This window comes from Pseudooceanicola onchidii (assembly GCF_004959925.1).
GTDB classification, from domain to species: domain Bacteria; phylum Pseudomonadota; class Alphaproteobacteria; order Rhodobacterales; family Rhodobacteraceae; genus Pseudooceanicola; species Pseudooceanicola onchidii.
Window position 1 is genome coordinate 203,800 of the sequence record NZ_SPUW01000001.1, and the last position, 21,732, is coordinate 225,531.

The 21,732-nt window shown below is 66.4% G+C and carries 15 protein-coding genes; 8 read left to right on the top strand and 7 right to left on the bottom strand.

Annotated features, from left to right (window positions below; translation table 11 throughout):
- Positions 1–32 precede the first annotated feature (32 nt).
- Both E4S58_RS00995 and pbpC read left to right on the top strand, forming a co-directional pair.
- Positions 33–5,501, top strand: a complete 5,469-nt coding sequence (locus tag E4S58_RS00995; RefSeq protein WP_136634463.1) for an alpha-2-macroglobulin family protein — start codon at positions 33–35, stop codon at positions 5,499–5,501.
- Complete coding sequence (gene pbpC / locus E4S58_RS01000) at positions 5,498–7,660, top strand: penicillin-binding protein 1C (RefSeq protein ID WP_136634464.1); 2,163 nt, start codon at positions 5,498–5,500, stop codon at positions 7,658–7,660. Before E4S58_RS00995 ends, pbpC begins: the two co-directional genes overlap by 4 nt.
- A gap of 113 nt (positions 7,661–7,773) precedes the next feature.
- Here pbpC and E4S58_RS01005 read toward each other — a convergent pair whose 3' ends face one another.
- The 3 genes from E4S58_RS01005 to E4S58_RS01015 form a co-directional block, all read right to left on the bottom strand.
- Positions 7,774–8,952, bottom strand: a complete 1,179-nt coding sequence (locus E4S58_RS01005; protein ID WP_136634465.1) for an acetyl-CoA C-acyltransferase family protein — start codon at positions 8,950–8,952, stop codon at positions 7,774–7,776.
- 138 nt (positions 8,953–9,090) lie between these two features.
- The gene (locus E4S58_RS01010; protein ID WP_136634466.1) at positions 9,091–9,837 is read right to left on the bottom strand and encodes a metallophosphoesterase family protein; all 747 of its coding nucleotides are present in this window, start codon (positions 9,835–9,837) and stop codon (positions 9,091–9,093) included.
- 61 nt (positions 9,838–9,898) lie between these two features.
- Positions 9,899–10,834, bottom strand: a complete 936-nt coding sequence (locus tag E4S58_RS01015; protein ID WP_240789424.1) for a LysR family transcriptional regulator — start codon at positions 10,832–10,834, stop codon at positions 9,899–9,901.
- A 215-nt stretch (positions 10,835–11,049) separates the two neighbouring features.
- On the opposite strand from E4S58_RS01015, the gene E4S58_RS01020 reads away from it, so the two are divergent.
- Positions 11,050–11,406, top strand: coding sequence for a cupin domain-containing protein (locus E4S58_RS01020; RefSeq protein WP_240789425.1), 357 nt, complete (start codon positions 11,050–11,052; stop codon positions 11,404–11,406).
- A 13-nt stretch (positions 11,407–11,419) separates the two neighbouring features.
- Positions 11,420–11,797 carry a hypothetical protein gene (locus E4S58_RS01025; protein ID WP_136634469.1) on the top strand — a complete coding sequence of 126 codons (378 nt, stop codon included), beginning with the start codon at positions 11,420–11,422 and terminating at the stop codon, positions 11,795–11,797.
- A 79-nt stretch (positions 11,798–11,876) separates the two neighbouring features.
- Here E4S58_RS01025 and serA read toward each other — a convergent pair whose 3' ends face one another.
- A complete protein-coding gene (gene serA / locus E4S58_RS01030; RefSeq protein ID WP_136634470.1) occupies positions 11,877–13,472 on the bottom strand; it encodes a phosphoglycerate dehydrogenase in 1,596 nt (531 codons plus the stop codon).
- Positions 13,473–13,568: 96 nt separating this feature from the next.
- The gene (locus E4S58_RS01035) at positions 13,569–14,723 is read right to left on the bottom strand and encodes a phosphoserine transaminase (protein ID WP_136634471.1); all 1,155 of its coding nucleotides are present in this window, start codon (positions 14,721–14,723) and stop codon (positions 13,569–13,571) included.
- Between the two features lie 292 nt (positions 14,724–15,015).
- On the opposite strand from E4S58_RS01035, the gene E4S58_RS01040 reads away from it, so the two are divergent.
- The 4 genes from E4S58_RS01040 (at position 15,016) to E4S58_RS01055 (ending at position 19,358) form a co-directional block, all read left to right on the top strand.
- Entirely contained in the window at positions 15,016–15,531 is a 516-nt protein-coding gene (locus E4S58_RS01040; RefSeq protein ID WP_136634472.1) for an SRPBCC family protein, read from the top strand.
- Between the two features lie 42 nt (positions 15,532–15,573).
- Complete coding sequence (locus tag E4S58_RS01045; protein WP_136634473.1) at positions 15,574–16,056, top strand: (2Fe-2S)-binding protein; 483 nt, start codon at positions 15,574–15,576, stop codon at positions 16,054–16,056.
- A 98-nt stretch (positions 16,057–16,154) separates the two neighbouring features.
- The gene (locus E4S58_RS01050; RefSeq protein ID WP_136634474.1) at positions 16,155–18,521 is read left to right on the top strand and encodes a xanthine dehydrogenase family protein molybdopterin-binding subunit; all 2,367 of its coding nucleotides are present in this window, start codon (positions 16,155–16,157) and stop codon (positions 18,519–18,521) included.
- 51 nt (positions 18,522–18,572) lie between these two features.
- Positions 18,573–19,358, top strand: coding sequence for an FAD binding domain-containing protein (locus E4S58_RS01055; protein ID WP_136634475.1), 786 nt, complete (start codon positions 18,573–18,575; stop codon positions 19,356–19,358).
- Between the two features lie 47 nt (positions 19,359–19,405).
- Here the strand turns inward: E4S58_RS01055 and E4S58_RS01060 are convergent, their stop codons facing one another.
- Positions 19,406–20,608, bottom strand: coding sequence for a winged helix-turn-helix domain-containing protein (locus E4S58_RS01060; protein WP_136634476.1), 1,203 nt, complete (start codon positions 20,606–20,608; stop codon positions 19,406–19,408).
- A gap of 3 nt (positions 20,609–20,611) precedes the next feature.
- Positions 20,612–21,634, bottom strand: a complete 1,023-nt coding sequence (locus tag E4S58_RS01065) for a LacI family DNA-binding transcriptional regulator (protein ID WP_136634477.1) — start codon at positions 21,632–21,634, stop codon at positions 20,612–20,614.
- Positions 21,635–21,732 lie beyond the last annotated feature (98 nt).

Below are 21,732 nucleotides of genomic sequence, written 5' to 3' on the forward strand. Positions count from 1 at the left end.
CTGCCCCTGCAGTCCCGTCCGAGGAGATTTCCATGATCCGTTTCAGCACCGTTCTTGCCACCCTTTTTGCCCTTGCCGCACCGATGGCGCAGGCCCAATCCGGACAGGCCCAATCCGGACAGGCCCAGACGACGCCCATGCCGGACACGCGGATCATCGTGACGCAGGATCGCGATTTCGTCGGACCCGACCTGCGGCAGTTGTTCGACACCACGTTCGAGGCCTGCCGGACGGCCTGCGAAAGCGATGGCGCCTGCCTGGCCTTCACCTTCAATTCCCGCTCGAATTCCTGTTTTCCCAAGTCCAACGTGACCGACACGACCGCCTATGACGGCGCGCAGTCGGCCATGATGCTGCGCATCGGGGACGCCGCGCGGACGCTGGCGGCGACCCGCGCGGCTGAGGTCGGGTTTCTGGGCGACGCCACCCTTTCGGGGGCGCGGGATCTGGCAAAGGACATCGGCTGGATCCACCCCGGCGGGCAGTTCCGGCTGGACCAGATGACCGCGACCGCGCGCGATCGCCGGGCCGAGGGCAACATGCTTGACGCGATGCGCTGGACGGGCGGTGCCGTCGCGGCCTCGGATGCGTCCGATCTCTGGGCCGACTACGCGCGGCTTCTGGTGATCGTGGCCCCGGACGATAGCCGCAATCGGCACACCTACACCCGCCGCGCGCTTTATGCCGCGACCAACGCCTACCTGCGCGCCGCGACCGACGCCGCGCGGGTCAATGCCCTGACCGCCATGGCCGAGGCGCTTGATCTGAACGACCGGGGCCGCGACATGATCCCGGCGCTGCGGCTGGCCGATCGCCTGCAACCGCGCGAAGACATCACCGCGCAGTTGGAAGACGCCATCGCGAAATACGGCTTCCGCATCCGCGAACACGAGGTCGACAGTGATCTTGCCGATCCCCGTATCTGCGCCGAATTCAATGAAGATCTGGTGAAGGCCGGGATCGATTACGCCGATTACGTCAAGCTGCCCGACCGCAGCCTGGCGGTCGAGGCATCAGGCAATCGTCTGTGCGTGACCGGGCTGACCCACGGCGAAAGCTACACCGTGACCTTCCGCGAAGGCCTTCCGTCGGCAAGCGGCGAGGCCCTGGCCAAGGACACGGAAATCCGCGCCTATGTCCGCGACCGGTCGCCCATGGTGACCTTCCCCGGTCGGGCCTACGTGCTGCCTGCGGCCGGTGATGCGGCCCTGCCGATCGAGACGGTCAACCTGTCTGCGCTGGACCTGACGCTGTACCGCGTGACCGACCGCAACCTGCTGCGGTCGATCCAGGAGGGCTATTTCGGCAACCGCATCTACACCTGGGATCGCGGCAATTTCGCGGACACCCTGGCCGAGGAGGTCTGGACCGGGACCGCCGAGACGGGCGAAGAGCTGAACCGCACCATGACCACCCGTCTGCCGCTTGGCGACGTGCTGGCTGGGATGGAGCCCGGGGCCTATGCGCTCAACGCCGCGATCCCCGGTCACGAGGAGGCAGACCCCGCGACCCAGTGGTTCATCCTGACCGACATCGGCATGACGACCATGCAGGGCGGCGATGGTCTGCACGTGTTCCTGCGCGGGCTGGGCGATGCGCGGCCCAAGGATGGGGTCGAGGTCGCCCTACTGAACAAGGCCAACCGCGTTCTGGGCACGGCCAGGTCCGATGCCATGGGCTATGTCCGTTTCGACGCCGGTCTGACCCGGGGCACCGGCGGTGCCGCCCCCGCCATGGTCACGGCCCGCGCAGGCGACGACCTGGCCTTCCTGTCGCTGACCGATCCGGCGTTCGATCTGTCCGACCGGGGCGTAGCGGGGCGCGAACCTTCGCCGCCGATCGACGTTTTCCTTGCAACCGACCGGGGCGCCTATCGCGCCGGAGAGGTCATTCACCTGACCGCGCTGGCCCGTGACGGTCAGGCCAAGGCAATCGACGGTCTGCCGGTGACGGCAATCCTGACCCGGCCCGACGGGGTGGAATACGCCCGCATGACCTCGACCCGCGACGCGGCGGGGGGGCATGTCTTTGCCATGCCGCTTGGCCAGACGGTGCCCCGCGGCAGCTGGCGGGTCGACATCAAGGCCGATCTCGACGCGCCCGCCCTGGCGACAACCAAGGTGCTGGTCGAAGACTTCCTGCCCGAACGCATCGACGTGGCGCTGGATCTGCCCGAAGCTCCGCTGGCGGCGGGTAACCTGCCGGACCTGGCGGTTCAGGCCGACTACCTGTTCGGGGCGCCGGGTGCCGATCTGGATGTCGAAGGGGATGTCCGCCTGACCACCGCGCGGCGGATCGACAGCTTCCCTGGCTATCTTTTCGGTCGTCACGACGCAGCGCGATTTGCCCGAACGACCTTTGTCTCCGGCACCACCGATGCGACCGGGGCGGCCCAGCTTGCCCTGACGCCCGAGTTTCCCGACAGCCCGATCGGCGCGCCCTTCGACCTGACCGCGACGATCCGCGTCAAGGAAGGCTCGGGCCGGCCTGTCGAACGGCAGATCACCCGCACGGTGGGCCCAGACGGTCCGGCCATCGGCATCCGCCCCCTGTTTGGCGGAGACCTCGCCGAAGGGGACACCGCGCGCTTTTCGCTGATCGCCCTCGACGCCGCCCTGTCGCCGCAGCCGATGCAGGTGCGCTGGACGGTCAACCGTGTCACCACCCGGTATCAGTGGTATCGCCAGTACGGCAGCTGGAACTGGGAACCCTACACCACCCGGTCCGAGGTTGCCTCGGGCACCGCCACCCTCGGGGCCGACCCGGTCGAGGTCGCGGCGCCGACCGACTGGGGCCAGTATGAAATCGTCGTCGAACGCACCGACGGCAGCTACGTCGCCTCAAGCACCGATTTCACCGCAGGCTGGTTCGCCCCCGCCGACGCGACCACGACGCCCGACATGTTGGAGCTGTCGCTCGATGCCGCCGAATACCGCGCCGGGGACACCGCCCGCCTGCGCATCGTCCCCCGCCATGCCGGCACCGCGCTGATCACCGTCGTGTCGAACCGTCTGATCGACATGAAGGCGGTCGAGGTTGCAGAGGGCGAGACCGTGATCGACCTGCCCGTCACTGACGACTGGGGCACCGGTGCTTATGTCACCGCCTCGGTCATGCGGCCGATGGATGCGGCGGCGGGGCAGATGCCCGCGCGGTCCCTGGGCCTGAGCCATGCCAGCGTCAGCCCCGGCGACAAGGCGCTGGATGTCCGGATCGAGACGCCCGAGGCCTCTGACCCGCGCGGACCGCTCAAGGCCACCGTGCAGGTCGATGGCATCACCGGAGGCGAGCAGGCCTACGTGACCGTGGCCGCTGTCGATCTGGGCATCCTCAACCTGACCGGGTTCGAGACGCCCGATCCGCAGGGGCACTACTTTGGCCAACAGCGGCTTGGGATGGATATCCGCGATCTTTACGGGCGGCTGATCGACAGCACGCAGGGCGCGCTTGGCCGGGTGCGGTCGGGCGGCGATGCGGCGGGCAGCGCGGGGTTGCAATCGCCCCCGCCGACCGAAAAGCTTGTCGCCTATTTCACCGGGCCGCTTCAGGTCGCCGCCGATGGCACCGCGCAGGTCAGCTTCGACATGCCCGAATTCAATGGCACCGTGCGCCTGATGGCCATCGCCTGGACTGACACAGGCGTCGGCGCGGCCGAGGCCGACGTGCTGGTCCGCGACCCCGTCGTCGTGACCGCATCGCTGCCGCGCTTCCTGCAGCCCGGGGATCAGTCGTCGCTGCTGCTTGAAATCGTGCATGCGACAGGTCCGACCGGCCGCATGGGGCTGGACGTGGTGGCCGATGGCGTGACCCTGACCGGTGCCGTGCCCTCGGGCATCGATCTGGCCGACAAGGCGACGGAAACTCTTCGCATTCCCTTCACCGCGACCGAGGTTGGCGATCATACGATCACGGTCGCCCTGACGACACCGGCCGGGCGGCAGCTGACCAAACGGCTGACCATGCCCGTGCGCGTCAATGACCCCGAAGTCGCGACGACGCAGCGGTTTACCCTCGCCGCAGGCGATACCTTCACCCTGGATCGCAACGTTTTTGCAAACCTCGTGGCCGGCACCGGAGAGGCCATCGTCTCGGCCGGGCCGCTGGCCCGCATCGACGCGCCCGAGCTTCTGGCGACGCTCAACAGCTATCCCTACGGCTGCACGGAACAGGTCACCTCAAAGGCGATGCCGCTGCTGTACCTGTCGTCGGTGGCCGAGGCCATGGGACTGGCGATGCCCGGACAGGTCGAAGACCGGATCGAACAGGCGGTCGACCGCATCCTGACGCGGCAGGCGACCAACGGGGCCTTCGGGCTCTGGCGGGCCCAGTCCGGGGATTTCTGGCTGGACGCCTATGTCACCGACTTCCTGTCGCGCGCCAAGGCCGAAGGGCACGACGTCAATCCGCTTGCCTTCCGCATGGCCGTCGACAACCTGCGCAACCGGGTGAACTATGCCCCCGATTTCGACGCCTCGACCAATGGCGGAGGAGAGGACCTGGCCTATGCCCTGATGGTGCTGTCCCGCGAAGGCGCGGCAAACATGGGCGATCTGCGCTACTATGCCGATGTGAAGGGCGATGACTTTGCCACCCCGCTGGCGGCGGCGCAGCTGGGCGCGGCGCTGGCGATGTACGGCGACCAGACCCGGGCCGATGCGATGTTTGCCATCGCCGGAAAGGCCCTGACCCGCCAGCACGAAACGCCCGAGGCGCGGACCTTCCGCACCGACTATGGCACCGACTTGCGCGACACCGCGGCCGTCCTGTCTCTGGCGGTCGAGGCTGGGTCGACCGCGATCGACCGGCAGGCGCTGATCGCCCGGGTGGTCAGCCGTGACGGCCCGATGTCGACGCAGGAAAGCGCCTGGACCCTGCTGGCCGCCAAGGCGCTGATCGACGATCCGGTCGCCGCCAACCTGTCGCTTGACGGTGCGCCCGTGTCGGGCCCCTTCGTGCGGCGGACCGAAGCGCAGGCCTTCACCCCCATGGCGATCCGCAACGAGGGGACAGAGGCCACCGACATCACCCTGACGACCCTCGGCGTGCCCGCCACGCCGGTCGAGGCCGGGGGATACGGCTATGCCATCACCCGGGAATACTACACCACCGACGGTGACCCGGTGGATCCGGCGCAGGTGGCGCAGGGCACCCGTCTGGTCACGGTGCTGACCGTCCAGCCGTTCGAAAAGACCGGCGCGCGGCTGATGGTGGACGATCCGCTGCCCGCCGGGTTCGAGATCGACAACCCCAACCTGATCCGCGCCGGCGACATCCGCGCGCTGGACTGGCTGAACCCGGTCGAGGGCGAGCACAGCGAATTCCGGTCGGACCGGTTCCTGACGGCGATCGACTGGCGGTCGGACAAGCCCTTCCAGCTGGCCTATATCGTCCGCGCGATCACCCCGGGCAGCTATCACCACCCCGCCGCCACGGTCGAAGACATGTACCGCCCGCGCTACCGGGCGCGGACCGATGCGGGTCGGGTGACGATCGCCGAATGACTCGCGCGCTGCTGATCCTGGCTCTGGCCCTCTGGGCCGGGGCGCTGGCCCGGGACCGGGTGGATCTGTGGATTGACCGCACCGATCTGCCGCCGCTCCTGCTTGAGACTTCGGCCGAGGTGCGGGACCGCAACGGCGACCTGTTGCGGGTCTACACGGTGGCGGACGGGCGCTGGCGGCTGCGGGTGTCCGGTGTCGCGACCGGCTGTGACGCGGCGCATCCGGCCACGACGCATTCCGACGCCCCGCGCGACGGTGACCGCGCATCCCGCCCGACTGCGGCAACTCGGGCTGGTCCATGCCCTGTGCACGACAAACCGGGCTCCGGGCACACGGGGTCGGCTATCGACCCCCTCTACCTCCGGATGCTCTTCGCTTACGAAGACCAGCGGTTCCTGACGCATTCGGGTGTCGACCTGCGGGCCATGGCGCGTGCGGCCTGGACATCGCTTCGCGCGGGCCGCATCACCTCTGGCGGCTCGACGCTGACCATGCAGACCGCCCGCCTGCTGGAAGCTTCAGGCACGGGCGCGTGGCGGGGCAAGCTGCGGCAGATCAGGGTCGCGCTGGCGCTGGAGCGTCAGCTGGACAAGGCGCAGATCCTCGATCTCTATCTTCACCTCGCGCCCATGGGCGGCAACCTTGAAGGCCTGCGTGCCGCGACCCTGTCGTATTTCGGCAAGGAGCCGCGCCGCCTGACCCCGGCCGAGGCCGCGCTGCTGGTTGCCCTGCCGCAGTCGCCCGAAGCCCGACGCCCCGACCGGCACCCGATCGAGGCACGCGCCGCCCGGGATCGCGTGCTGATCCGGATGATCCGCCAGGGCGTGCTGACAGAGGCCGAGGCCCGGGTGGCAGCCACCGATACTGCGCCACGTACCCGCCGGGCCTTCCCGGCGCTCGCGCCGCATCTGACCGACCGTGCCCTGCACGCGGCGCCGGATGCCCCGACCCAGACCCTGACGCTGGACGCCACCCTGCAGGCGCAGCTTGAGGATCTGGCGCGGCGCACCCTGCGCGGCCGGTCCGACCGCATTTCCGTCGCCATCGTTGCCGCGGATCACCGAAGCGGAGAGATCCTGGCCTCGGTCGGGTCCGGCGGCATGACGGACCGGGGGCAGGGGTTCGTCGACATGACGCAGGCCCTGCGGTCACCCGGATCGACGCTGAAGCCGCTGATCTACGGGCTCGCGTTCGACCAGGGCCTGGCCCACCCCGAAACGCTGATCGCCGACCGGCCGATGGACTTCGACGGCTACGCACCGCAGAATTTCGACGGCCATTTCCGAGGTGAAGTCCGCGTGGCCGATGCCCTGCGCCTGTCGCTGAACCTGCCGGCCGTGCAATTGACCGAGGCGATCGGCCCGCAGAACCTGATGGCCGCCCTGCGCCGCGCGGGCACGCAGCCCGATCTGACCGGCACGCCCGGCCTTGCCGTCGCCCTTGGCGGGCTGGGCATGACGTTGACGGATCTGACCCAGCTGTACGCAAGCCTGGCCAATGGGGGGATGACCCGTCCCCTGCACTGGCGGGCGCAGGAGCACCTGGACCAGCCGCGCCTGATGTCGCGCGCCTCGGCCTGGCAGGTCGGGCACATCCTTGCCGGTCTGGCCCCGCCACCCGGTGCGCCGGCCAACCGGCTCGCCTACAAGACCGGCACCAGCTATGGCCACCGCGACGCCTGGGCGATCGGGTTCGACGGGGCGCATGTGATCGGCGTGTGGATGGGCCGGCCCGACGGCACGCCCGTGCCCGGCGCCTTCGGCGGCGACCTGGCCGCCCCCGTCCTGTTCGAGGCCTTCGGCCGCCTGAAACCCACGCTCGACGCCCCGCCGCCACCGCCGCCCGAAACCCTTCTGGTCGGCGCGGCTCTGCTGCCCGAGCCGCTGAAACGCTTCCGGTCGCGCACGGGCCTGGACGACACGGATCGCCCGCAGGTCGCCTTCCCGCCGGACGGCGCGGTGCTGGCCGTCGGCGCGGCCCTGCCTGCCAAGGTGCGCGATGGCGTGGCCCCCTTCACCTGGCTGGCCAATGGTCATCCGGTCCGCACCGCCGAACGCGGGCGCGAAGTACTGCTGGACGGGCTGGGGCGCGGCTTTACCGAACTGTCGGTGATCGATGGGGCCGGGCGGTCCGCCCGGGTCGAGGTGGTGCTGGAGTAGGGGCGCCACGCTGGCCCGACGGCTCGGCAAGGTCCACGGGTGACCTGTCGGGCAGGCACCAACGACAACGGGCGCCCCGAGGGACGCCCGCCATGATCAGCCCTGTGGCCCGATCAGATCCGTTCGATGGCCAGCGCGATGCCCTGACCGCCGCCGATGCACATGGTGATCAGCGCCTTGGAGCCGCCGATACGCTCAAGCTCATACAGCGCCTTCACCGTCACGATGGCACCGGTCGCCCCGACCGGATGGCCCAGTGCGATGGCGCCGCCGTTCGGGTTCACCTTGGCCGCATCGAGACCCAGGCCCGCGTTCACAGCCAGTGCCTGCGCCGCGAAGGCCTCGTTCGATTCGATGACGTCGAAATCCTCGACCGACAGTCCGGTCCGCTTCAGCAGCATCTCGACCGCCGGGATCGGACCGATGCCCATGACCTCGGGGCGCACGCCGGCGTGGGCATAGCCCAGTACGCGCGCACGCGGTTTCAGCCCGGCCTTTTCCGCTGCCGAGGCCCGCGCCAGCACCAGCGCCGCCGCGCCGTCGTTGATGCCCGACGCATTGCCGGCGGTGACCGAACCGTCCTTCTTGAACGCCGGGCGCAGACCCGCCAGGCCTTCCAGCGTGGTGTTCGCCTTCACGTGCTCGTCGGTGTCGAAGGCGACCTCCTGACGCTTCACCTTGACCGTGACCGGTACGATCTGGTCCTTGAAGTATCCGGCCTCGATCGCCGCGGCTGCCCGTTTTTGGCTCTCCAGCGCGAAGGCATCCTGCGCCTCGCGGCTGACATCATGTTCGTCCGACACGTTTTCCGCCGTCACGCCCATGTGGCCGGTGCCGAAGGGGCAGTTCAGCGCGCCCAGCATCATGTCCAGCGTGCGGACATCGCCCATCTTGGCGCCCCATCTCTGGTCCGGCACGATGAAGGGCGAGCGGGACATGCATTCCGCGCCGCCCGCCAGGCCGAAGTCCGCATCGCCCAGCATCAGCGACTGGACCACCGACACGATGGCCTGCGCGCCGGACCCGCACAGGCGGTTCACGTTCATCGCCGGCGTCGTCTCGGGCACACCCGCCTGCATCGAGGCGACGCGGCTCAGGTACATGTCCTTCGGTTCGGTGTTGATCACGTTGCCATAGACCACATGGCCGATCTGGCCACCTTCAACGCCCGCACGGTCCAGCGCGGCCTTGGCGACCGTGGTGCCCAGTTCGATCGGCGGGATGGCCGCAAGGCTGCCACCAAAGGTGCCGATGGCGGTGCGCGCACCACTGAGAATGACGATATCTTCCATGAAAAACCTCCCGTTCGGGCGCCGGGCAGCATCCCCGGGCGCAGTTGCGCCGAGTTTTGCCCTGAACCACTGGCATATGCAACGCGGGCGGCAGTGCCTTCGCAATATAATTGCGCCCTGAAACGCCAGGTTATGGGGTCAGCCCGGAAAGGTGCCCCAATCCCCCGGTGGCATGGGGCGGCGACCCTGATCCGTAAGCTCGAACACCTCGCGGCCATCAAAGCCCGCAACCCGCAGCGCGCGGCCATGGCCCGCCCCGCCGTCCAGGTTGACGCGATTGCCCCTGTGTTCGGCGCTGTCCACGGCCGTGTGGCCATGCACCACCAGCCAGTCGAAGGGGTCGCGGTGCAAAAGGAAATCGTCGCGGATCCAGATCAGGTCGCGCGTCACCTGATCGGACAGTGCGACGCCCGGTCGGATGCCGGCGTGCACGAACAGCAGCCCATCCTGATCGTGATAGAGCGGCAGGTCCCGCAGGAACGCCCGGTGCGCCTGCGGTACGGCCTCGCGCGCCTCGGCCCAAAGCTCGGACACGGCGCGCGCGGGCGACGCATCGACGCCATAGCTGGCCAGCGTGGCCAGCCCGCCCAGCCGACGATCGGTCCAGGGCAGGCCGCTTTTCACCTCGTCGAAGTCAACGGTGCCCTCGGTCAGAAAGTCGTGGAACATCCGATCGTGATTGCCGGTCAGGCAGGTCCAGCGCCGCCCGTCGCGCTGCCCCGCGATCAGCCGGTCCAGCACGCCGCAACTGTCCGGCCCGCGATCGACGTAGTCGCCCAGAAAGACCACCTGCGCGTCGGCGCCGCCGTCGGCCTCGATCCGGTCGATCACGGCATCCAGCTGCGCGCGATGCCCGTGAATGTCGCCAACCGCATAAATCGTCATGGAAATCTCCTTCCCGCCGTTGATGGGCCGCGACCGCGCCGCTGTCCAGTGGCCCGGGCCGTCAGGTGTCGAGCGGGGCCATGATCCCGGCGATCTGTTCTCGCAGCCAGCGGTGCGGAGGCGAATTGGTCGAACGCTTGTGCCAGACGATACAGATCTGCGCCTTGGGCACGGGCATCGGCGGCGCGTGACAGGTCAGCCCGACGCGATCCTTGACGTGGCGGGCCAACTGCGTCGGCAGGAGCGCGATGAGGTCACTACCGGCGACGGCCCGGTACACGCCGGAAAAGACGGGCAGGGTCATTGCGACATGGCGCTTGCGGCCAAGCTTGGCCAGGGCCGCGTCCCCCATGGCCGACAGGTTCCCCTCGGGAGAGAACAGGACGTGGGGCAGGTCGCAGAACAGGTCGATCGGCATGGGATCGCCATCTTCGATGCCGGCCGCGGCAAGGGCCGGGTGTCCCTTGCGGGCGATGGCGATGAACGCCGACCGGAAAATGATCCGGTGATCGACCCAGTCGGGGAAGTCCATGCCGGGGATAAGCGCCATGTCGACCATGTACCGTTCGATCGTGTCGACGTAATTGTCCGGCACCAGGTCAACCAGTTGCACCCGCACCCCAGGCGCCACCCGGTCCAGATGGTCGGCAAGTTTGGGCATCAGCATTTCGGCGAAGAAGTCGCTGCCGGAAATCTTGAAGGTCAGTTCGGCCGCGCCGGGATCGAAGTCATGCGGGCCGTCGAGGATCGTGTTGATGCCGTCCAGGATGTCCCTGAGCGGCAGTTCTAGGCTGCGGGCGAAATCGGTCGGGACGATCCCCCGTCCGGCCCGCACGAACAGCGGATCGTTCAGGGCGTGACGCAGACGGGATAGCGCGGCGGACACGGCCGGTTGCGACAGGCCCACACGCTGGCCGGCCCGCACGGTGGACCCTTCGCGCAGCAGCGCATCGAGGACTTTCAGCAGGTTGAGGTCGAAGCCGGATAAATTCTTCACGCAAATTCTTCCCATACGATCAATCGATTTAACCAATGCCCGACGTCGTGCCACCATGCCGGACGTAACGATCTCACAGTTTAACGTTTTGATACGGTTATCATTTTTTACCACTCGAGGAGGGTGCCGCGATGTTTGATCTAGACCCGGCCGCCGTTGATTGGGGCCGAACACACTATCACACGATCTTGTCCGCCCGGGATACGGGCGGTGCCATGAGCATTGTCGACAGTATCTCTCCGGTCAATTCCGGGCCGCCGCGCCATGTGCACGACGCCGAAGACGAGGCCTTCGTCATCCTCACCGGAACATGCGAATTCTGGTTGGACGGTGACCAGTTCACGCGCAGCGCGGGCGAGACCGTTTTCATCCCGCGCGGCACGGAACACACCTTCCGGATCATCGGTGATGTCCCGTGCCGACATCTGGTGATCCTGACGCCCGGCGGGTTCGAAGCCTTCTTCTACGAAATGGCCCGTCAGAACTGCCGCATTCCCGATGACATGGATGCGGTCGTCCAAGCGGCCGCGCAGGTGAAGATGCGCTTTACCGGCCCGCCGCTGGCAGGATGAAGGAGACACGCAGATGAAGGGACTTCCCCTGATCCTCTGGATCGCCGCAATCATTTCAGCCCTGATCGGCATGGCCTGGGGCATCCAGATGTCGGCCAGCGGCGACCACAGCCTGTCGCCCGCACATGCCCACCTGAACCTGCTGGGTTGGGTCAGCCTGGCGCTTTTCGGGGCCTACTATCACCTCGTGCCGACGGCAGCCCAGGGCATCCTGGCCAAGGTGCAGGCCGGTGTCGCGGTGCTGGGCGTGATCACCATCGTGCCGGGTATCGTTCAGGCGGTCACCGGCGCGGGCGAAGGACTTGCCAAGATCGGTTCGGTCCTGACGATCTTGTCGATGCTGCTGTTTCTGGTGGTGGTCCTCACCAGTAGGTCACGGGCCGCCGCCTGATCCAACGCACCTTGGCGATACGGAAAACGCCGCCCGGACGGTCCGGGCGGCGTTAAATCTTTCGATCGGTAGGATCCGATCAGGCGATGTCAAACACCAGCGGCTTGATCTGGCGGAAAAGGCCGGTGCCCTCCAGTTCCTTCAGGATCGCGGGCGCGGGGGCCTCATCGAGGTAGAGAAGCGCGATCGCCTCGCCCCCGGCATTGGCACGGCCCAGGGTAAAGTTCGCGATGTTCGCGCCGCCCTTGCCAAGCGTGGAACCGAGCGTGCCGATGATGCCCGGCACGTCCTCGTTGGTGGTGTAAAGCATGTGCGGCCCGACCTCGGCGTCGACGTTGATGCCCTTGATCTGGATGAACCGCGGCTTGCCGTCGCTGAACACGGTGCCCGCCACCGACCGCTCGCGCTTGTCGGTCACCACGGTCACCTTGATGTAGCCTTCGAAGGCGCCCGACTTGTCTTGGTTGGTGGTCGAGATCTGGATGCCACGTTCCTTCGCCACGACCGGCGCGGACACGAGGTTCACGTCGGGGTTGGCCCGCTTCATGATCCCGGCGATCACCGAACAGTTCAGCGCGGCCAGGTTCATGTCGGCGACGACACCGTCATAGAGGATGTTGATCGCCTTGATCGGCTCGTCCGTCATCTGGCCGATGAAGGCGCCCAGGTGGCCGGCCAGCTTGACCCAGGGGCCCATGACCTTGGCTTCCTCGGCGGTCATCGAGGGCATGTTCAGCGCGTTTTCCACTGCGCCGTCGATCAGGTAGTTCGACATCTGCTCGGCCACCTGAAGGGCGACGTTTTCCTGCGCTTCGGTGGTCGAGGCGCCCAGGTGCGGGGTGCAGACGACGTTCGGCAGGTTGAACAGGACGTTCTCTTTCGCCGGTTCTTCGCTGAAGACGTCGAAGGCCGCGCCGGCGACATGGCCGGATTGCAGCATTTCTGCCAACGCCGCTTCGTCCACCAGGCCGCCACGGGCACAGTTGATGATCCGCACGCCTTTCTTGGTCTTGGCCAGGTTTTCCTTCGACAGGATGTTCCGGGTCGCGTCGGTCAGCGGCACGTGCAGGGTGATGAAATCGGCGCGCGCCAGCAGGTCGTCCAGTTCGACCTTCTCGACACCCATCTTGGCGGCCTTTTCCTCGCTCAGGTACGGGTCGTAGGCCACGACCTTCATCTTCAGGCCACGGGCGCGGTCACAGACGATGCCGCCGATGTTGCCGGCGCCGATGACGCCCAGGGTCTTGCCGGTCAGCTCGACACCCATGAACTTCGACTTCTCCCACTTGCCCGCATGGGTCGAGGCCGAGGCCTCGGGGATCTGGCGCGCCACAGCGAACATCAGCGCAATGGCGTGTTCGGCGGTGGTGATCATGTTGCCGAAGGGGGTGTTCATGACGATCACGCCCTTCTTCGACGCGGCGTCCTTGTCGACGTTGTCGGTGCCGATGCCGGCGCGGCCGACGACCTTCAGGCGGTCGGCCTTTTCCAGCAGGGACGGGGTGACCTTGGTGTTGGACCGGATGGCAAGGCCATCGTAGTTGCCGATGATCTCGGCCAGCTTGTCCTTGTCCTTGCCGAGGTCCGGCATGAAGTCGACGTCGATGCCGCGATCGCGGAAGATCTGGACGGCGGTTTCGCTAAGCTTGTCGGATACGAGTACTTTGGGGGCCATTGTGGCGCTCCTTGAATGGGTCGTCGGGGGAAGGCGGGGTGAACCCCGCCCTACGCGATGTGTCAGGGGCAGGGCGGGATGTATCCCGCCGTGGCCTCAGGCAGCCTGGGTCTGTGCTTCGATCTCGGCTTCAAAGGCCCATGCCAGCCAGGGCATCAGCGCCTCGATATCCGAGGTCTCGACCGTGGCGCCGCACCAGATCCGCAGACCGGCGGGGGCATCCCGATAGGCACCGATGTCCAGCGCGACACCTTCCTTCTCCAGCCGCTTGGCCACGGCCTTGGCAAAGGTGGCACCATCCTGGATCCGGTCGTCCGTGAACTTCAGGCAGACCGAGGTGTTCGACCGCGTCGCCGGATCCACGGCAAGGTTCGCGATCCAGTCGTTCGCCTCGCAGAAATCCCAGATGACCTTGGCGTTGGCATTGGCGCGGTCCTGCAGGCCCTTCAGCCCGCCAACCGCCCGCGCCCAATCCAGCGCGACGAGGTAATCCTCGACCGCCAGCATCGAGGGCGTGTTGATCGTTTCACCCTTGAAGATGCCCTCGATCAGCTTGCCGCCCTTGGTCATGCGGAAGATCTTGGGCATCGGCCAGGCGGGGGTGTAGGTCTCAAGCCGTTCGACCGCGCGGGGCGACAGGATAATCATCCCATGCGCCGCTTCGCCGCCCATCACCTTCTGCCAGGAGAAGGTCGTGACATCGAGCTTGTCCCACGGCAGGTCCTGCGCAAACGCGGCCGAGGTCGCGTCGCAGATGGTCAGGCCTTCGCGGTCCGCCGGGATCGCATCGCCGTTCGGCACGCGCACGCCAGAGGTGGTGCCGTTCCAGGTGAAGACGACGTCGGTGTTGAAGTCGATGGTGGTCAGATCGACGATCTCGCCATAGCCCGCCTCGCGGACCTCGGCGTCGATCTTCAGCTGCTTGACCACGTCCGAAACCCAGCCCGAGCCAAAGCTTTCCCAGGCGACCATCGTCGCCTTGCGGGCGCCCAGCAGGGACCACATCGCCATTTCGACCGCGCCGGTGTCGGACGCGGGCACGATGCCGATCTTGTAGTCCGCAGGCACGCCGAGGATGTCGCGCGTCTCTTCGATCGCGGCCTTCAGCTTGTCCTTGCCGACGGCAGCGCGGTGCGACCGGCCAAGCGCGGCATCGGACAGCTTCGACAATTCGAATGTGGGGATCTTGGCACAGGGGCCAGAGGAGAATCGCGGGTTTGCCGGCCGCGATGCCGGTGCGTTGTTCGCCATAGGTAGTAACCTTCCAGTCATACGCCCTTCGTTGGGGAAGGGTGTCCCGCTGACCGCTATACGGCTGATTCTCGGAACGCGCAATGACATTGATGCCGCATTCATGCGGGCTTTGGTCGCATTCGGTCGCTCTGGTCGCGAACAGACCTGAGGCAGCGCAAAAAGGCGGCCGTGCGAAATTTTGCAGCCCCGCCCTGTCGGGCCCGGGGTGGCCCGATGGGAAAACTTCACGGCGTTTCCATTTGCAGGGGCGGGAACACTCGTTACTCTGGCATGAAAAGGAAGGACTGGAATGCAACTCTCTGATTCCCGCGACATCTCTGCCGACCGTGACACCGTGTTCGCCGCGCTGCTTTCGCCCGAGGTTCTGCAGCAGTGCGTCCCCGGCTGTCAGGAGCTGACCGGCACCCCCGAAGACGGCTTCGAGGCGACCGTCGTGCAGAAGGTCGGCCCGGTGAAGGCGACCTTCAAGGGTCAGGTGACCCTGTCGAACATGAACGCCCCCGAAAGCCTGACCCTGTCGGGCGAAGGCAAGGGCGGTGCGGCCGGGTTTGCCAAGGGCGGCGCGGACGTGCGGCTTGAGCAGATCGACGGCGGCACCCGCCTGCATTATGAGGTCGAGGCCAAGGTGGGCGGCAAGCTGGCCCAGCTGGGCAGCCGCATCATCGACGGTTTTGCCAAGAAGATGGCCGACCAGTTCTTTGAAAATTTCGCCAATGCCGTCGAAGGCCCCAAGGCCGAAGACGACGCGGACGAGGGGCCGGAAGACCAGCCGAAACAGGGCTGGTTCAAACGTCTGACCAGCTGACCCCTTACGCCAGCAACCCAAAGCAAGCACCGGGAGGAACTCATGAAAATCTCAATGACGGTCAACGGCAAGACCATGTCCGGAGAGGCCGAGGGGCGCACGCTCCTGTCGACTTTCCTGCGCGAGGAACTTGGCCTGACCGGCACCCACATCGGCTGTGACACCAGCCAATGCGGCGCCTGCACTGTCCACGTCGACGGCAAGCAGGTCAAATCCTGCACCATGTTCGCCGCCGAAGCCGACGGGGCCGAGGTCGCGACGATCGAAGGGCAGGCCAACGCGGATGGAACGCTCAACAAGGTGCAGCAGGCGTTTCAGGATCACCACGGGCTTCAGTGCGGGTTCTGCACCCCCGGCATGGTGATGGCCGCGGTGTCGCTGCTGGAAACGAACGCCAAGCCGAGCGAGGCCGAGATCCGCGAACACCTGCAGGGCAACATCTGCCGCTGCACCGGGTACCACAACATCGTGAAGGCCATCATGGCCGCTTCGGGCCAGGAGGTCCCGGCAGTGGCCGCCGAGTAACGCGGCCACCGGTCAAGAGTACGATCCCGGCGCAGAGGTGCGCCGCGTGACTTTTCAGCGGTGTCGGAGGAGGGCACCGCACCCAAGGGAGGAAAACCATGCCCAAGGACGGCATCGGCGCCAGCACAAAGCGGCGCGAAGACATTCGTTTCCTGACCGGTACGGGCCGGTACACGGATGACATCAACCTGGCCAAACAGCTGCACGTGCATTTCCTGCGTGCCGACGTGGCCCACGCCACCATCAACGGCATCGACACCTCGGCGGCAGACAGCATGCCCGGTGTCGCCCGCATCTTCACCGCCAAGGATTTCGACGGTGTCGGTGGTCTGCCCTGCGGCTGGCAGGTGACCGACAAGCATGGCCAGCCCATGCAGGAACCCAAGCACCCGATCCTGGCCGAAGGCAAGATCCGGCATGTCGGGGAAATCGTCGCCGCCGTCGTGGCGGATACGGTCGAACAGGCGCGCGATGCGGCCGAGGCGATCGAACTGGATCTGACCGAACTGCCTGCCGTCATCGACATGAAAAAGGCCGTCGCTGATGCTTCGGTCAAGGTGCACGACGACCTGACCTCGAACCTCTGCTACGACTGGGGCTTCGTCGAGGAAAACAAGGCCGCCGTGGAGGACGCCTTTGCCAAGGCCGCGCATGTCACCACGCTTGAGTTGAAGAACAACCGCCTTGTCGCCAACCCGATGGAGCCGCGCGTGGCCGTTGGCGATTTCACCGCGCATGACGGCATGTCGACGCTTTATACGACGTCGCAGAACCCGCATGTGATCCGCCTGCTGATGGGTGCCTTCGTCCTTGGCATCCCCGAACACAAGCTGCGCGTCGTGGCCCCGGATGTGGGCGGCGGTTTCGGCACCAAGATCTTCCATTACGCCGAAGAGGCCTTCTGCACCTTCGCCGCCAAACAGCTGAAGCGCCCGGTCAAATGGACCTCGACCCGGTCCGAGGCCTTCATGTCCGATGCCCACGGCCGCGACCATGTGACCAAGATCGAACTGGCGCTGGACGCGGACAACAATTTCACCGCAATCCGCACCGAAACCTACGCGAACATGGGCGCCTACCTGTCGACCTTCGCGCCCTCGGTGCCGACCTGGCTGCACGGCACGCTGATGGCCGGGAACTACCGCACGCCGGTGATCTACGTGAACGTGAAGGCCGTCTTCACCAACACGGTGCCGGTCGATGCCTATCGCGGCGCCGGTCGGCCCGAGGCCACCTATCAACTGGAACGTCTGATCGACCAGGCCGCGCGCGAGCTCAAGGTCAGCCCGGTGGATCTGCGCCGTCAGAACTTCATCAAGCCCGACCAGTTCCCCTATGCCACCCCGGTGGCGGTGGAATACGACACCGGCAACTACGACGCCACGCTGGACAAGGCGCTTGATCTGGCCGACGCCGCCGGTTTCGAAGCCCGCGCGGCCGACTCCAAGTCCCGCGGCAAGCTGCGCGGCTTTGGTGTGGCCAACTATATCGAGGCCTGCGGCATCGCGCCGTCGAACCTTGTCGGCCAGCTGGGCGCCCGCGCGGGCCTATACGAATCCGCGACCGTCCGGGTCAATGCGACCGGCGGCATCGTGGTGATGACCGGATCGCACAGCCACGGGCAGGGGCATGAAACCACCTTCCCGCAGGTGATCGCCGACATGATCGGCATCGGTGCGGACCAGGTGGAAATCGTGCACGGCGACACCGCAAACACCCCCATGGGCATGGGCACCTACGGCTCGCGATCGCTCGCGGTCGGCGGGTCGGCCATGGTGCGCGCCGCCGAAAAGGTGATCAACAAGGCCAAGAAGATCGCCGCCCACATCATGGAAGCCTCGGACAGCGATATCGAGCTCAAGGACGGGCAGTTCACCGTCGCGGGCACCGACAAGTCGCTTGCCTGGGGGGACGTGACGCTGGCCGCCTATGTGCCGCACAACTACCCGCTGGAAGACCTTGAACCGGGGCTTGAAGAAACGGCCTTCTACGATCCGTCCAACTTCACCTATCCCGCCGGTACCTACATCTGCGAGGTCGAGGTCGACCCCGACACCGGCAAGATCGACGTGCTGAACTTCACTGCCGCCGACGATTTCGGCAACGTGGTGAACCCGATGATCGTCGAAGGCCAGGTGCATGGCGGCGTCGGGCAGGGGATCGGACAGGCGATGCTGGAAAACTGTGCGTATGACGAGGATGGCCAGCTTCTGTCGGCCTCCTACATGGACTACGCCATGCCCCGCGCGGCCGACCTGCCGATGATCACGGTCGACCATTCCTGCCAGACGCCCTGCACGCACAATCCGCTTGGCGTGAAGGGCTGTGGCGAGGCCGGGGCAATCGGCTCGCCGCCTGCGCTGGTCAATGCCGTTCTCGACGCGCTGAACCGCAATGGCCACGACATTGCACATATCGACATGCCGCTCACGCCTTCGCGTGTCTGGCAGGCCATGAACAAATGATCTACGCTGCCCCGAAAGGGGCGGCGACCCCCAGCACAGGGAGTTGAAAAGATGTACAATTTCGAATTCGTCAAGCCCTCTACCTTGGACGAGGCCCTGGCGGCGCTTGCCGATGAGGACGCGCAGCCGCTGTCGGGCGGGCAGACCCTGATCCCGACGATGAAACAGCGCCTGAACCAGCCGTCCAAGTTGGTCAGCCTGCTGGGCATCGCGGATCTGGTCGGTATCTCGGACAGCGGCGGCACCCTGTCGATCAAGGGCGCGACCAACCACGCCACCGTCGCACGCGAAACCGCGTCCTCCTTCCCCGGCCTGTCGGGGCTGGTGGCGAAGATCGGCGACCCGGCGGTCCGCAACCGCGGCACCATCGGCGGGTCGATCGCGAACAACGATCCCTCGGCCTGCTACCCGGCGGCGGCCATGGCCTGCCAGGCGACGATCGTCACCAACGCCCGCGAGATCGCGGCGGACGACTTCTTTCAGGGCATGTTCGCAACCGCGCTCGACGAGGGCGAGATCGTGACTGAGGTTCGCTTCCCGATCCCGGTGGCCTCGAACTACCAGAAGTTCGAACAGCCCGCGTCGCGCTTCCCGCTGACCGGGGTGTTCGTGGCGAAATACGGCGACCGTGTCGGCGTCGGTGTGACCGGCGCATCGAACGATGGCGTCTTCCGCTGGAAAGAGGCCGAAGAGGCGCTTGCGGCCAACTTCTCGGCCGATGCGATCTCAAACCTGACGGTGCCTGCGGACGACATGATCTCGGACCTGCATGGGTCGGCTGAATACCGCGCCCATCTGGTCAAGGTGATGACAGGCCGGGCCGTCGCGGCCTGCTGATCTGTCATTTCTGAAATGAGCAAAGCGCCGTCCCCCGGGGCGGCGCTTTACTGTATCCAGTCAGACGCGATCTGCACGTCGGAGACTCCAGCGAACTTGGCCATCCGACCCAGTTCAGCCTCGAGCTTTTGCAGCCGTCCCTTGGCCGGTTTGACCCCCGGCTCAAGCCACAGCTTGGTCACGTCCAACACATCCGCCGCCCGGTCGGCCTTCATGTCGATCCGCCCGATCACGCTGTCGCCCTCAAGGATCGGAAAGACATAGTACCCATACTGTCGCTGCGGTGCGGGGACAAAGATTTCAATGCGATAGAAGAAACCGAACAGCCGCTCGGCCCGCTTGCGGTCACGCAGGGCCGGGTCGAAGGGCGACAGGATGCGAACGCGCGACGGGGGCGGGGGCAGGGCGGAGGCCTCTTCGACCACGCCCGGAAAGGCCACCGATTTGCGCGCCTTGCCATCGACGCCGATGACGTCGATCTCCTCGATCCGGCCGTCGGACAGTGCGCGCGTCACCCAGTCCTTCGCCTCGGCCGGGGTCACGTTGGCCCAGAAGGCCGCGATCTCGCCGCTCGTCGCGAACCCCAGCCGGGTCAGCGCCTGCGTGCAGAACCAGTCGATGGCCTCATCCGGCGTCGAACAGGGCAGGTCAGAGGCCTCTGCGTAGCACTTGTTCGGAATATCGTATAATTTCTGAAATCCCTGACGTGCCGAAATTGTCAGCTGCCCGGTGTGCCACAGAAACTCAAGCGCGGCCTTCGACGGATGCCAGTTCCACCAGCCACCCGACTGCCCCCTGTGCTCCTCGCCGATCAGCTCGGAAGACTTGACGGGGCCCTGCGCGTCGACAAGCGCCAGCACCCGGTCGATTTCGTCCAGATAGGCCTCGCCCTGCCAGTTGCGCCATTTCTCGGCCAGGCGGGCGCGCTGTCGATCGAAGCGAAGGTGCCAATAGCGATAGAATTCCGCCGGAATGACCGAGGCATCGTGCGTCCAGTGTTCGAACAGCAGCCGGTCCTTTTCGATCAGCCGATGCAGCGCCCGCGGGCGATACGCGGGCCGTCGGGCAAACAGGATCATGTGATGTGCGCGTTCGACGGTGTTGACGCTGTCGATCTGCACGAAGCCCAGTTTGCGGATGACCCCCATGAGGTCCGCCCCCTTCCCGGGGCCAGCCGGTGTGTCACCCAGCAGGTGGCGGTGCAGAAACAGCCGACGCGCCGCCCGGTTGTCGAGGATCGGCCGCGTCATGCCTCAGGACAGGCGCAGCGTGTCGCCGGGATTGATCCGGGGCGTGAGTTCGACCTTGCCGGTCGGCGTGTCGTCCCCGTTCAGCCGCCCGAGGATGATCTCGGCTGCGCGCCGCCCGATTTCCTGACGGCAGCTGTCCATGGTGGCCAGCTTGCGTGGCAGGCCCTGCAGCAGCTGCACGTCGTTGAAGCCCGCGCAGCCCAGCCGATCGGGCACATCATAGCCCTTTTCGGTCAGCCAAAGCAGCCCGCCCGCGCCGATCATGTCGTTGGAGTAATACAGAAAATCAAGATCGGGCGAGCGGATCATCATGGCTTCCGTCATCTCCCGCCCCTTGGCGAGCGCAGAGCCGTCCGAATAGAACTCCTGATCCTGGATCTCGACACCGCCTTTGGCCAATGCTTCCGTAAACCCTTCGAACCGTTTGCGCGCGCGGTGATCGAGGCCGAGTTTCGTCCCCATGAAGCCGATCTTGCGATAGCCTGCCTCGAGGATCGCCTTGCCCATTTCGCGGCCCGCGCGGCGGTGCGAAATCCCGACCGCCGCATCGATCGGCGCGCCGTCCGTGTCCATGATTTCGACCACCGGGATTCCGGCCGCCGCCAGCATGGCGCGCGAGGCGTCCGAATGTTCCAGTCCCGCGATGATCACCCCCGACGGCCGCCAGGAGAGCATTTCGTAAAGGACCTTTTCCTCCTTGTCGGGGGAATAGTCGGTGACACCGACGACCGGCTGCAGCTCGGTCTCCTCAAGCGCGCGGCTGATCCCGCCCAGCACTTCGGGGAACACCATGTTGGCGACGGACGGAATGATGACCGCCACAAGGTTTACCTGCTGGCTGGCCAGCGCCCCGGCGATCTTGTTGGGCACGTAGCCCAGGGTCTTCGCAGCCTCCAACACCTTTTCGCGCGTGGCCGGAGAGACGTCGCCGCGGTTCCGAAGCACCCGGCTGACCGTCATTTCAGAGACCCCCGATGCTTCTGAAACATCGCGGAGGGTAAGCGGGCGTCGGTCTGATGGGGGCACTGTGGTCTTCCTGAATGACTGGGCCAAGTGTTACAGACCGGCCCGTCCCCGATCAAGCGCCAAGACCCGGCCAGTCACGGCCGGGCCTTTGATTTCAA